Source organism: Cupriavidus cauae (genome assembly GCF_008632125.1).
GTDB lineage: Bacteria > Pseudomonadota > Gammaproteobacteria > Burkholderiales > Burkholderiaceae > Cupriavidus > Cupriavidus cauae.
Map to the genome: position 1 here is coordinate 22,033 of NZ_VWRN01000042.1, position 13,503 is coordinate 35,535.

Sequence of the window (13,503 nt, forward strand, 5' to 3'; positions counted from 1 at the left end):
TCCCGCCTCCGCTTTCCCGCTGCTGCTGCCCCGCGGTGGTTTCCGCCGCCGTCTCCGGCGGCCGTCTCCCCGCGCGGCGTTCCCCCAGCCCCGCCGCTTACTCCTGCAACGCCTCCTCGGCCGTCAGGAAGCCGCCGCTCTGGTGCGCCCACAGCCTGCTGTACAGGCCGCCGCGCTGCAGCAGCTCGCGGTGCGAGCCCTGCTCGACGATGCGGCCGCGATCGAGCACGACGATGCGGTCCATCGCCGCCAACGTCGACAGCCGGTGCGCGATCGCCACCACGGTCTTGCCCTCCATCAGCCGGTACAGGCTCTGCTGGATCGCGATCTCGACCTCGCTGTCGAGCGCGCTGGTGGCCTCGTCCAGCAGCAGGATCGGCGCGTCCTTGAGCATCACGCGCGCGATCGCGATGCGCTGGCGCTGGCCGCCCGACAGCTTGACGCCGCGCTCGCCGACGTGGGCGTCGTAGCCGCGCCGCCCTTCCCGGTCGCTCAGCGTGTGGATGAAGTCCTCGGCCTCGGCCCGCCGCGCGGCGGCAATCATCTCGGCATCGCTGGCATCGGGCCGGCCGTAGACGATGTTGTCGCGCACCGAACGGTGCAGCAGCGAGGTGTCCTGCGTGACCATGCCGATCTGCGCGCGCAGGCTGTCCTGCGTCACGCCGGCGATATCCTGGCCGTCGATCAGGATGCGGCCCGATTCGACGTCATAGAAGCGCAGCAGCAGATTGACCAGCGTCGACTTGCCCGCGCCGGAGCGGCCCACCAGCCCGACCTTCTCGCCGGGGCGGATCGTCAGCGTGAAGTCGTCGAACACCGGCCGGCCGGAGCCGTAGGAGAAGCCGACGTGCTCGAAGCGGATTTCGCCGTGCGGCACCCGCAGCGGTACGGCATCGGGACGGTCCTCGATATGCCGGGGACGCGCCAGCGTCGACACGCCGTCGCGCACCGTGCCGATATGCTCGAACAGCTCGGCAATCTCCCACATCGCCCATTGCGAAATGCCGTTCAGGCGCATCGCCATCGCGGTCGCCGCCGCCACCGCGCCGATGCCGATCTGGCCGGCCGACCACAGGTACAGCGCCAGCCCCGTGGTGGCGACGATCAGCATCATGATCAGCGTGTGGTTGACGATCTCGAAGGCGCTGATCAGCCGCCCCTGCGCATAGACCGGCTGCATGAACTCCTGCATCGCGCTGCGCACGTAGCTGGCCTCGCGCCGCGAGTGCGAGAACAGCTTGACGGTGGCGATATTGGTGTACGCGTCGGTGACGCGCCCGGTCATCACCGAGCGCGCGTCGGCCTGATGCGCCGACACGCGCGCCAGCCGCGGCACGAAGTACCAGGACGCGCCGACATAGGCGACCACCCACAGCAGGAACGGCGCCAGCAGCCAGCCGTCGAAATTGGCCAGCACCACCGCCGCCGACACCAGGTAGATCACGATGTAGACGAGGATATCGGCCACCGTCATCACCGCGTCGCGCACGGCCAGCGCGGTCTGCATGACCTTGGTGGTGACGCGCCCGGCGAACTCGTCCTGGAAGAAGCCCATGCTCTGGTTGAGCATCAGCCGGTGGAAATTCCAGCGCAGCCGCATCGGGAAATTGCCGAACAGCGTCTGGAACTTCAGCATGCTCCAGACCGCGACCACGACGATGCTCGCCAGCACGATGCCGGCCAGCAGCAGCAGGCGGTCCGAATAGGTCGACCACAGCTCCTGCGGCTTGACCGCGGCGAGCCAGTCGACCAGGCGGCCCAGCATGCTGAACAGCACCGCCTCGAAGATGCCGATCGCCATCGCGCACAGCACCAGCAGCAGCAGATAACGCCGCACGCCCGCGGTGCAATCGACGATGAATGCGATCCAGTGCTGCGGGGGCGTATCGGGAAGCGAATCCGGGTAGTTGTGGATGCGCCTTTCAAACCAACGGAACACGGCCAGTTTCTCCAGGAATGGTGTCGAGCGGCCGCGCGGGCTCGCTCAACGGTAGTTGCGCTCGCGCCGGATCAGTCCGACCGCCAGCACGCCGGTCAGCACCACCAGCCAGATCAGCGACCAGCCGGGAATCGAGATGCCGAACACCGGCGGCAGCGGCGCGGTGCACAGGCCGTCCGAATAGAAGACCTGCGGCAGCACGCGCGCGGTCGGCAGCGCGTTGACCCAGTTTTCCAGCGGATCGATGCCGCAGCTCGCCTTCGGATCGAGCAGCAGCGAGATGTGATAGCCCGCCACCGCGATGCCGCCGACGCCGGACAGCATCGCCAGCCCTTGCCACAGCGTGCGCGTGCCCTGCCCCAGCGCCGCCAGCAGCGAGAACAGGCCGATCGCGACGAAGGCGAAGCGCTGCATCACGCAGAGCGGACACGGCTGGTAGCCCTGTGCGTGCTGCAGGTAGAGGGCGTAGCCGACCAGCCCGAACGAGACGATGGCGATCAGCAGGAAGTAGGCGCGGGAATTCGCTTGCATGGCGGAGTGGCGGTCGACAGAGCGGTAAGGAATACAGCGTGAATTGACGGCGTGAATAGACGGCGAGGCACGCAAGGCTCGGGCGTGCCGGGCATCGCGGACAGGCGCCATCTTACCGATTTTGCGCCACGCGCGTCGCAGCGATGCGATGACCCCTGCACGCGCTGGGGCCATCGTTGCGGCCGATCGCCGCAGCGCGGCACCTCGGCATTGCCCATGGCGCCGAACGCGCCAACAATGCCGTTTCATTGCGTCGGCACGCCCTGTGAACCCCATGCGTTCCCATGCGTTCGCCCCCCCTGATTTCATCGAGGACCGTACCCATGAAGAGCAATGCGCTGCGCGCGGTGCGCAGCAACGATTTTCGTGCCCCGCGTTTTCGCACGACCACGCCGCCGTCGGCGCCCATGGCCCAGCGCGGCCCGGCGGCCAATTCCGCACGGCCGGCGGTTCCGGTGGTGCCGGTCGGCTACCGCCAGGGGTTCATCACCGCGATCTCCGTGCTGCTGGCCTTTACGCTGGCGTTCTGGCGCTACTGGAGCTTCGAGAGCCCCGGCGCGTGGAACCCGCTGTCGCTGGTGGTCGAGGTTTCGCTGGGCGTCGCCGCCGGCCTGCAGGTGGTGGCGCTGTTCCGCTCGCTGCGGGTCGAGGACGACCAGGTCCCCGAATACCGCCGCACGCAGCGCTGGCTGTTCGTGTCCGCGGTGGTGCTGATCGCGGCGCTGCTCGGCGCGCTGTGCGAGGACTCGGTGTTCGGTTGAGGGCGGTGGCGCCCGCCGCCCAGGCCCTTGGCCCTTGGCCCTTGGCCCGTGGCCGCTAGTCCTGGGGATCGGCGGGACAGCGATCAGCCGTCGAGATAGCGCACGCGTTCGATCGCCTGTTCGATCCGTTCGACGGCAATCACCTCGAGCCCCTCGATCGGCTGCTTGGGCGCGTTGGCCTTGGGAATCACCGCCTGCGTGAAGCCCAGCTTGGCGGCCTCGCGCAGCCGGTCCTGGCCGCGCGGGCTCGGACGGATCTCCCCCGCCAGCCCCACCTCGCCAAACACCACCAGCCCGCGCGGCAAGGGCTTGTTGCGCATCGACGAGTGGATCGACAGCAGCACCGCCAGGTCGGCGGCCGGCTCGGTGATCTTGACCCCGCCCACCGCATTGAGGAACACGTCCTGGTCGAAGCAGGCGATGCCCGCGTGGCGGTGCAGCACGGCCAGCAGCAGCGCCAGCCGGTTCTGCTCGAGGCCGACCGCCAGGCGGCGCGGGTTCGGCACGTGCGCCGCATCGACCAGGGCCTGGATCTCGACCAGCAGCGGACGCGAGCCCTCCTGCGTGACCATCACGCAGGAACCGGACACGGTCTGCTCATGCTGCGACAGGAACAGCGCCGACGGATTGCTGATGCCGCGCAGACCGCGCTCGGTCATCGCGAACACGCCCAGTTCGTTGACCGCGCCGAAGCGGTTCTTGAACGCGCGGATCAGCCGGTGCGAAGAATGCGTGTCGCCCTCGAAATACAGCACCGTGTCGACGATATGCTCGAGCACGCGCGGCCCGGCCAGGCTGCCCTCCTTGGTCACATGGCCGACCAGAATGATGGTGGTGCCGCTGCTCTTGGCGATCCGGGTCAACTGCGCCGCGCATTCGCGCACCTGGGCCACCGAGCCCGGCGCCGAGCTGAGCGCCTCCGAGTACAGCGTCTGGATCGAGTCGATCACCGCGACCTCGGGCTTGTCGGCGTCCAGCGTGGCCTGGATCTTCTCCAGCTGGATCTCGGCCAGCAGGCCCAGGCTCGGGCTGTCGATGCCCAGCCGCTGCGCGCGCAGCGCGATCTGCGCGCCCGACTCCTCGCCGCTGACATAGAGCACGCGCCGGCTCGCCGCCAGGTTCGCCAGCGCCTGCAACAGCAGCGTCGACTTGCCGATGCCGGGGTCGCCGCCGATCAGCACCACCCCGCCGGCCACCAGCCCGCCGCCGAGCACCCGGTCGAATTCCTCGATGCCGCTGGTGAAGCGCGGCACGTCGGACGCCTCGATTTCCGACAGCCGCTGCACCGTGGCCGACGCGGCCAGCGGCTGGAAGCGCCGCGCCGAGGGCGCCTCGGGCACGCTCTCGACCAGCGTGTTCCATTGCTGGCAATGCGGGCACTGCCCCTGCCAGCGCGGCACGGAGCCGCCGCATTCGGTACAGGTGTAAACGGTCTTGGCGGTCTTGGTCTTTGCCAACGGGAATCCTTGGGGCCGGGGAGCGGGAGGCGGGGCAGGCGGCAGGCCTGCAGGGTGCTGCAGGTGCGGCAAGGCGCCCGCGAGGCGCCGATTCTACTTGGCCGGAGCGGTCTCGGCCACGTTCGGCGCGTCCGGCACGGTCAGCGTCGCGACCGTCACCGGCACCCGCGGCGCCAGCGCGCACATCAGCTCGTAGCCGACCGTGCCGCTGGCGGCGGCGACATCGTCGATCGGCAGGCCGTGGCCCCACAGCGTAACCGGCGAACCGACGCGCGCCTTGGGGCACGGCGTCAGGTCGACGCACAGCATGTCCATCGACACGCGGCCGACCAGATGCGTGCGCACGCCGTCGACCAGCACCGGCGCCGGCCGGTCGCCCCAGCCCGCGGCATGGCGCGGATAACCGTCGGCATAGCCGCACGCGACCACGCCGATCCGCATCGGCCGGTCCGCGGTGAACAGCGAGCCGTAGCCGACCGTGTCGCCGGGCCGCAATTCCTGCACCGCGATCAATTCGCTGTGCAGCGACATCGCGGGCATCAGCCCGGTGTCGGCGATGTCGACGTGCCGGCCGCTCGGCGAGGCGCCGTACAGCACGATGCCGGGCCGCACCCAGGCGCGGTGCGCGGCCGGATGCCACAGCGTGGCGGCCGAGTTGGACAGGCTTGCCTCGCCCGGCAGATTGGCCGTGGTGGTGTCGAACACCTCCAGCTGGTGCGCGATGCCGCGCTCGCCGTCGGCGTCGGAGAAATGCGTCATATGGACGATGCTGCCCACCCCGGACAGCGTGCGGGCGCGCTCCCAGGCGGTGCGGTACTGGTCCGGCGCGAAGCCGAGCCGGTTCATGCCGGTATTGAGCTTGAGCTGGATCGCCAGCGGGCCCTTGGGCCGTGCGACCTCCAGCATGCGCAGCTGCTCCTCGTTGTGGATCGCCGTGGTCAGCCGGTATTCCTCGAGCAGCGGCACGTCCTGCGGCTGGAAGAAGCCCTCGAGCAGCAGGATCGGACCCTGCCAGCCCAGCTCACGCAGCAGCACGGCCTCGTTCAGGTCCAGCAGGCCGAAGCCGTCGGCGGCGCGCAGCCCGGCGAAGGCGCGGCGAATGCCGTGACCGTAGGCGTTGGCCTTGACCACCGCCCAGACGCGGGACGCCGGCGCGTGGCGGCGCACCACCTCGAGATTGTTGGCCAGGGCGGGTTGATGGATGACAGCGTGAATCGGTCTTGGCATGGGATCAGGGAAGGTTCGTCACAGCGGCCTCGCGGCGTGCCGGCCCTTGGTGTGCAATGGCCTGGGCGGGCGTGCCGAAGTGGTGCCTGGGGCACTGTCCGCGGGAACGTCGACGGCGTTCGGCGCCACGTCCGGCACCAATGCGCGGCAGCACACCGAAGGCGCACCGCGTAGACCGTTATTTGACCACATTGGTTCGGCGATTCCCGGGAATCCGCTCCACGTCGAATGGTCAAACCCGGTCAATTTGCGGTCTTCCCTTCTTCGGAATTGAAAGACTTTCGTGATATAAAGCCGGACGTTCCGGCCATGTTTCAAAAGTGATTCAATATGACGGGTCCCGTCAGGTACGTACACGCCCCAGCCACGCCGAACCGGACCAGGCGCGGGCGACCTTTTGGCACGGCCGCCGTTCACCCCCTCCGCACGATGCCGACGGCCGTTGGCGCGGGCACGCCAGTAGCGCAAGGAAATCGCGATGGAGACAGAGTCCAAGGTATGAAGAAGGGTTTTTACACCATCATGGCCGCGCAGTTCTTCTCTTCGCTGGCCGACAACGCTCTGCTCATCGCCGCCATTGCCCTCCTCGCCGAATTGCACTCCCCGCAGTGGATGACTCCGCTGCTCAAGCTGTTCTTCGTGCTGTCCTATGTCGTGCTGGCCGCCTTCGTCGGCGCCTTTGCCGATTCGATGCCCAAGGGCAAGGTGATGTTCATCACCAACACGATCAAGATCGCCGGCTGCGCCATCATGATGTTCGGACTGCATCCGCTGCTGGCCTATGGCGTGGTCGGCTTCGGCGCGGCGGCGTATTCGCCGGCCAAGTACGGCATCCTGACCGAGCTGCTGCCGGCCGAGCGCCTGGTGGCCGCCAACGGCTGGATCGAGGGCCTGACGGTCGGCTCGATCATCCTCGGCACGGTGGTCGGCGGCGCGCTGATCTCGGTCAAGGTGTCGAGCCTGATGCTGGCGATGGACCTGCCGTGGATCGAGACCGGCATCGACACGCCGGCCGAGGCCGCAATGGTGGTGATCATGCTGTTCTACGTGATCGCCGCGCTGTTCAACCTGTTCATCCCCGACACCGGCGCGCGCTATCCGCAGCAGGAGAAGAACCCGATCAAGCTGATCGCCGAGTTCGCCGACTGCTTCACCGCGCTATGGAAGGACAAGCTCGGCCAGATCTCGCTGGCGGTCACCACGCTGTTCTGGGGCGCCGGCGCGACGCTGCAGTTCATCGTGCTGAAGTGGGCGGAAAAGTCGCTCGGCCTGAACCTGTCGCAGGGCGCGCTGCTGCAGGCGGTGGTGGCGGTCGGCGTGGCCGTCGGCGCGATCATGGCGGCGATGCGCATCCCGCTGCGCAAGTCGCTGTCGGTGCTGCCGTTCGGCGTGGCGATGGGCGCGATCGTGATGCTGATGGCCTTCTACACCAAGGACGCGATGCCCGATGTCGCGCTCGACATACTGGGCATGCGGATGCCGCTGTATATGGCGATCGCCTACGTGTTCCTGATGCTGGTGGGCGGCATGTCGGGCTACTTCGTGGTGCCGATGAACGCGCTGCTGCAGCATCGCGGCCACGTGCTGCTGTCGGCCGGCCACTCGATCGCGGTGCAGAACTTCAACGAGAACGTCTCGGTGTTGCTGATGCTGTGCCTGTACGCGCTGCTGATCAAGCTGAACGTGCCGATCGGCATCGTGATCATCGCCTTCGGCATGTTCGTCTGCGGCACCATGCTGCTGGTGATGCGCCAGCATCGCAAGAACGTCCGGCTGTACAACTCGCTGGCGATGATCGGCGAGGACAAGCACCACTAGCAAAGCCACGCCGGCAGCCGCCACGGCGGCGTCCGGCCCTGCGCTGCCGCGGCCGTCCGTCCATGGGCGGCCGCCCTCCCCTCCGTAGCCTCCCGAGCTGACCTGCTCCGCGCACCACTGACCGGCTGCGCGTGTGCGGCGCACTGCCGTCCACAATGGCACGAAACGCATCCAATTCCGAAAGCGCGCTCGCGCAGGCCGCGGCAGTATCCCGGCACCCGGGCCCTGGCCCGATACGTCAACTTTCCGGGACTCCGCGATGCCGATCACGACGCAGCAGCCAACCTTCAGTTTCCCTTCCAGCCACGCGTTCTTCGACGCGGCCGCTCGCGCCGCCCAGGCGCCCGGCAGTGTGAGCGCCCCGGTTCCCGGCATGGTGTACCGCATTGGCAAACGAACCATGCAATATCTGGTGGACACCTCCGCCACCCGGAAGATCGACCAGATTCGGCTCGCCGAACTGCCCGGTGCGGTCCGCGGACGATTCTCCAGATACATCGATGCGCTGTTGCGGATGTTCGGTCTGCGCGCGCCGGCCACGCTGACACCGACCCCAGCGCAACGCGATGCGATCTTCACGGCGGCGTCGATGCAACGCCAGCGCGGCGACACCGAACTGGCACAGTGGAAAAAACGGATGGCGGCGCCAGCCGACGCCCTGCCCGAGGCCGGCGCTCTGCCCGAGGCCGAGGCTCTGCCCGAGGACGGCGCCCTGCCCGAGGCCAAGGCTCTGCCCAAGGCCGGGACCCTGCCCGAACAGTGGGTCAAGGATGGACATCGGGACACCGTGGTCGCGCATTTTGCCCCGGAAGTCGGCCGTGTCATGGAGGCGGTCAAACATCTGTATGGCAACTACCCTGCGCCCCAGGCCAGAGACATGGCCACCGGCCTGGTGGACCGGATCGGCCAGGAACTGGACGCCTGGCTGGCGGCCGTGTCTCCCGATGTCGCGGAAGCGGTCAAGCATCGCCTGGCCATCTCCGCGCGGGTGGAGAAGTTCGGGACGGTTGCGGCAAGCCACCCCGACGATCCGAAGATCCGCCAGCTCGAGCTGGACAAGGTCACCCGTTTTCCGACGCCCGCGCAGCAATGCATCCAGCTTTCCCATGATCTCGATCAGGAGCCCGAGCGCGTGCATGGGCTCGCGCCGTTCAATGAAGTCGCGCTGGGCGACATGCACGGCAATTGCGAACTGCTGTTGCACAGCCTGGTACAGCTCGGCTTCCTCGAGATTGCCGATCCCCAGGCATGGAGCCGGCTGCGCGGCATGCTGCGCAAGCTGCAGAGCGAACCCATGACCGCGGCCGGGCTCGCCCGCTTCCGGGATACGCTGCATCGAGCCGTCACGGTCGACCCTGGCTGCCGGGAGACCCGGCTGACGCTGCTGGGCGATCTGCTCGCCGACCGCATGCACAACGATATCTGCATGCTGGCCATACTCGACCTGCTCCATCAGCGTGGCGTCGACTATCAGGTGATTCTGTCGAACCACGACATGGGGTTCATTCAGTACTACCTGCGCAATCGGTCCAGGTCGCAGGACGAGCCGTTCGAGGTCAAGGGCATCGGCCTGATGCAGAACCCGGATCAGGCCGCCTCGCTGGAACGGTGCGACAAGCTGCTGAACGAGCATCGCGGCACGCGCGCTTTCTTTCGCGAGGCGGCCGAACGCGCCTATTTCCCGCATCTGAACGTGTGTTCGACCTCGCTGGACGGACGAACCGTCTTTTCGCACGGCTTCGTCAACCAGACGCTGTTTGCCGAACTTTGCCGCCAGGCAGGCGCCGATCCGGCCGAACCCCATGCCGTGCAGGTCGCCAGGATCAATGCCCATCTACGGGACCTGCTGGCGGATGACGGCAGCGGATACCTGGCAGCGGTCAGCGACGCCGAACTCCCGAGCGCCCTGTATGCGGCCGGCTGGAATATCGGCCCGGGCGATCGCCGTTATCAGGAGGACATATCCGTGACCTATCCGAACGTGGCCCGCATCAACGACCCTCGCCTTCCCCACCCTGACGTTCGGCAGGCGGTTCATGGCCATACGCAGAATGTTGGGGCGCGGGTAAGGGGCGAGCTCCTGCGCACCGCCGAAGCCGCCGATCTGCTCGCGCGCATTGCGCAGCCCGATGGCATGGCCACCCTGGACGATCTGAACGATTACTTGCGCTCCCCGGCAGCGGCCGAGCCTCCGAAGCAGGCGCTCAACGTCATTTCGCCGATGCTGGTCATGCTGCTGGTTCTGGCTCCCCGCTCGCTCGAACCGGAAGCGAGGAAGGACGCCTCCCTGCGCTTCGCGCACCTGCGGGAAAGTCTGTCGGATTATTCGCCTGCCGCCATGAAGGACCTGCCGATGCCGGAGGTCGAAGCCAGAATGAAGCGCTTTTGCGAAGACTTCAGCCGCGCCTGGAATGCCAATTGCAACGCCGGGGAGCCAGTCGCATTTCAGCGCGATTGGGCCACGCCACTGCTCGTTTCGCTCGAACAGATCCTCGCCCTGCCAGCGATCCCCGAACAGGCCACGCCTTTGGCGCCGGTGGTGCAGCGTTTGCGCGAGACGGCGACCGAGTTCGCGTCGGTCGCCGCGGCACACGTACCGGATGCGGGTCCTTCGGCAAACGACAAGGTCAACGCGTACATCGAAGCCCTGGAGCAGCGCTTCATTTCCCTGGACAGCGCCGAGGGGATGATGCCGACCGAACGGAAATTCGTTCGCACCGTTTACGTCGCGTAGCCCGCTCGAACGTCTGGACCCCTCCGGCGCCCGCACCAGGCCATGCGAAGGCGGCAGGCCGCCGTGCACTCAGCATCGCGGCGGCTGCACCGCCCGCTGGCGCGCCCTTTCCTCCCAGCCGGGCGGCACCACGAAACCGCGCGAACGTTCGCGCCACCAGCCCGGCGCGGAAGCGCCGGCCGGCTCCATCTCGCAGACCATCACCGGGGCCTCGCGCCGCCAGGCCAGCTCGCGATGCGGCTCGGCGAAGCGTGCGGCCAGCGCGTCGTGCAGGGTCTCGAACGGTTCGGTTTCGTGCTCCGGCACCAGCGCCGGCGACAGCCAGCGGGCGCGCGGCAGGCGATGCCAGCGCACCGATGAGGCGGAGGCCGACGTGCCCGACGTGCCCGACGTGCCCGACGTGCCCGACGTGCCCGACGAGTCCAACGAGCCCGGCGAGCCCGGCGAGTCCAACGAGCCCGGCGAGCCCGGCGAGCGCGCCTCCACCCGCTGCGCCCATTGCGCCAGCGTCGACCACCAGCCGCGCAGATGGGCGGGATTGAGCCCCAGCGCGTCCAGGCCGGCCGGCATCACCCCATCGCGATAGAACAGCCAGCCCAGCAGATAGATTTCGCTGCGATCGACACGCGCGCCCAGCAGCGCCTCCGCCTCGGTCGTGCGTGACAGCGGCAGTTGCCGGCGCAGGATATGCGACAGCTTGTCGCCAAGCCGGTCCACCAGGTTCGGGCCAACGAAGGCTTGCAGCCGCGTACAAGGGTCCGGCGCCATCGCCTCGACGTTCGCCTCCGGCTCGACCAGCAGGTAGAACTTCGTCGCCATCTCCCAATGTACGAGCTGGCCCTGCGGTGCGCCCCCCGTCCCGCCGCGCGCCACGTCCCGCCAGACGAAGTCGAGCTCGCCCAGCGTCTGCACGCCATGCGGGCCATGCCGGCGCACCGGCAGATTGGAGGCGACCAGCTCGATGCCCTCGCCGTGTTCCAGCGCGAAATGCAGCAGCCGTTCGGCATGCCGGCCCAGCCGCAGGCTGCGCGCGGCCGGGGCCAGCGCTTGCACGGCGCCGGGCAAGGCGGACAGTTCTTCGATGGTGGGAGGCAGCAGGTCCGGATCGGCGCTGGCCAGCCAGCGCTGCCAGGCGGCAAGTGCTCCCGGTGGCCAACTGGCGAGCGCGGCGCCGCCGGGTTCGGCCAGCGCGGCGAATTCGCGGGGGATGGCGCTCAACAGCGGCGGCGCCAGCGTGCACCAGGCCAGATCGCGCACCCGCGCCGACGTGGCGGCGCGCCACAGCGGCTCGGCCGTGGTCGCGCCGGCGCCCGCCAGTTCAGTAACCGGCTCCCGCATCGCCGCTGCCGGCAGCGCCGGTCCGTGGGGAGTCGAGCAGATCGGCCGGCGCGGCCGGATCGTTCTGCCGATAGACATCGCGCGCCAGGCACAGGTCTTCCCAGGCGCGGGCCTTGTCGGTCAGCGTGCGCAGCAGGTAGGCCGGGTGGTAGGTCACGACCACCGGGATGCCCTCGTAGCGATGCACCGTGCCTCGCAGCTTGCTGATCGGCGTGGTGGTACGCAGCAGGGTCTGCGCGGCGAAGCGGCCCAGCACGACGATCAGGCGCGGGCGCACCAGCGCGATCTGCCGGCGCAGGAAGGGCTCGCACTGCTCGACCTCGGCCGGCTCCGGATTGCGATTCCCGGGCGGCCGGCACTTGAGCACGTTGGCGATGAAGACATTGCGCCCGCGCGCCAGCTGCAGCGACGCCAGCATGTTGTCGAGCAGCTTGCCGGCCTGGCCGACGAAGGGCTCGCCCTGCCGGTCCTCGTTCTCGCCCGGGGCCTCGCCGATCAGCATCCAGTCGGCCTCGCGGTCGCCGACGCCGAACACCGTGCGGGTCCGCGTGCTGCACAACTGGCAGGCCGTGCAGCCGGCCACGCGCGCTTCCAGCGCCTGCCAGTCGAGCGTGGCGAGGTCGTCGGCGGGCGCGGCGATGGATTGGCCTTCCGACAGCGGCAGGCCATCGTCGGGCAGGCTCTGCATGATCGGCACGAGCGGAATGGTCGGCTGGCGCGGCGCCGGCGCGGCGGCCATCGGGCTTGCCGCTTCATGGCCCTGCGCTTCATGGCTCAGCGCTTCACGGCCCAACGCTTCACGACTCGGCGCTTCGTTGGTCGGCGCTTCGCGGCTCAGTACTTCGCGGCTCGGCGCTTCACGGCCCGACGCTTCACGGCTCGGCCCTTCGTGGCTCGGCGCGTCGTGGCTCACCGCCTCGGCCAATGCCGACGCGGACTCGGGCTCGGCCTGCACCGCCTCGGCATGGCGCGGGACCCATTCGGTGCCGATGCCGAGCGCTTCGAGAAACAGCGCGCGCCGGTTCATGCCGATGCCCCCCGCGGGCCGCCCTGCTGCCCGTCCTGCTCCGTGCCCTGCTCCGTGCCCCAGCGGCGGCGCAGCACCAGCGCATCCTCGCGCCCGTCGGCGGCCGGGTAATAGCCCTTGCGTCGGCCGATCGTCTCGAAGCCGGCGGCCTCGTACAGCGCCAGCGCGGCGGTATTCGACGGCCTGACTTCGAGCAGCACATTGGGCAGCCGATGCTGATTCGCGGTGGCCAGCGCCACGGCGAGCAGCAGCTTGCCGAGGCCCTGCCGATGGCGCGCCGGCTCGATCGTGATATTGAGCAAATGCATCTCGTCGACCACGGGCATCAGCACGGCATAGCCGGCGAGCTTGCCGGCCGGGTCGCGCAGTGTCAGCCCGATATGGCCGGCCTTGACCGAGTTCTCGAAATTGCCGCGGGTCCACGGATGGCTGTAGGCGCGCTGCTCGATGTCGACCACCGCGTCCAGGTCGCGCGCGCTCATGCGCGCCAGCGCCCAGCCGCCGGGCAGCGTCGGCATATCGGGCACCGCGGGCCAGGCGGCGGCGCCGGTGCGGCTGTCGCCGAGGGCGGCGCTCATTGCCGTTCTCCTGTGGCCGCCAGCGAGGCGCGCCCCGCCGCCGCGGCCTGGCGCTCGGCCACGGTCTGGGCGACCTTGTCGCGCAGGTACAGC

Annotated in this window: 10 protein-coding genes; 3 read left to right on the plus strand and 7 right to left on the minus strand. The window is 68.8% G+C overall.

Annotation, left to right across the window (positions count from 1 at the left end):
- Window positions 1–97 precede the first annotated feature (97 nt).
- Both F1599_RS15670 and F1599_RS15675 read right to left on the minus strand, forming a co-directional pair.
- Window positions 98–1,939, minus strand: a complete 1,842-nt coding sequence (locus F1599_RS15670) for an ABC transporter ATP-binding protein (protein WP_150083698.1) — start codon at window positions 1,937–1,939, stop codon at window positions 98–100.
- 45 nt (window positions 1,940–1,984) lie between these two features.
- A complete protein-coding gene (locus F1599_RS15675) occupies window positions 1,985–2,470 on the minus strand; it encodes a disulfide bond formation protein B (RefSeq protein ID WP_149319051.1) in 486 nt (161 codons plus the stop codon).
- A 323-nt stretch (window positions 2,471–2,793) separates the two neighbouring features.
- On the opposite strand from F1599_RS15675, the gene F1599_RS15680 reads away from it, so the two are divergent.
- Window positions 2,794–3,231, plus strand: coding sequence for a hypothetical protein (locus F1599_RS15680; RefSeq protein WP_317845749.1), 438 nt, complete (start codon window positions 2,794–2,796; stop codon window positions 3,229–3,231).
- Between the two features lie 83 nt (window positions 3,232–3,314).
- On the opposite strand, the gene radA is transcribed toward F1599_RS15680, so the two are convergent.
- Together radA and alr are read right to left on the minus strand one after the other, a co-directional pair.
- The gene (gene radA, locus F1599_RS15685; RefSeq protein WP_149319052.1) at window positions 3,315–4,688 is read right to left on the minus strand and encodes a DNA repair protein RadA; all 1,374 of its coding nucleotides are present in this window, start codon (window positions 4,686–4,688) and stop codon (window positions 3,315–3,317) included.
- A gap of 93 nt (window positions 4,689–4,781) precedes the next feature.
- On the minus strand, window positions 4,782–5,915 hold the full coding sequence (alr, locus tag F1599_RS15690) for an alanine racemase (protein WP_149319053.1): 1,134 nt from the start codon (window positions 5,913–5,915) through the stop codon (window positions 4,782–4,784).
- Between the two features lie 498 nt (window positions 5,916–6,413).
- Between alr and lplT the strand changes: the two genes are divergently transcribed.
- Together lplT and F1599_RS15700 are read left to right on the plus strand one after the other, a co-directional pair.
- Window positions 6,414–7,733 (plus strand): lysophospholipid transporter LplT, encoded by a 1,320-nt coding sequence (lplT, locus tag F1599_RS15695; RefSeq protein ID WP_149319054.1) that lies wholly within the window; start codon window positions 6,414–6,416, stop codon window positions 7,731–7,733.
- A gap of 259 nt (window positions 7,734–7,992) precedes the next feature.
- Window positions 7,993–10,467, plus strand: coding sequence for a hypothetical protein (locus F1599_RS15700; RefSeq protein ID WP_150083699.1), 2,475 nt, complete (start codon window positions 7,993–7,995; stop codon window positions 10,465–10,467).
- Between the two features lie 69 nt (window positions 10,468–10,536).
- Here the strand turns inward: F1599_RS15700 and F1599_RS15705 are convergent, their stop codons facing one another.
- From F1599_RS15705 to rimI, 3 genes are read right to left on the minus strand one after another with little or no spacing between them, the layout of a single operon-like run.
- Complete coding sequence (locus tag F1599_RS15705) at window positions 10,537–11,805, minus strand: DUF1853 family protein (protein WP_150083702.1); 1,269 nt, start codon at window positions 11,803–11,805, stop codon at window positions 10,537–10,539.
- Window positions 11,786–12,832 (minus strand): uracil-DNA glycosylase, encoded by a 1,047-nt coding sequence (locus F1599_RS15710; protein WP_150083700.1) that lies wholly within the window; start codon window positions 12,830–12,832, stop codon window positions 11,786–11,788. Before F1599_RS15710 ends, F1599_RS15705 begins: the two co-directional genes overlap by 20 nt.
- A complete protein-coding gene (rimI, locus tag F1599_RS15715) occupies window positions 12,829–13,410 on the minus strand; it encodes a ribosomal protein S18-alanine N-acetyltransferase (protein ID WP_223819673.1) in 582 nt (193 codons plus the stop codon). Before rimI ends, F1599_RS15710 begins: the two co-directional genes overlap by 4 nt.
- Between the last annotated feature and the right edge of the window lie 93 nt (window positions 13,411–13,503).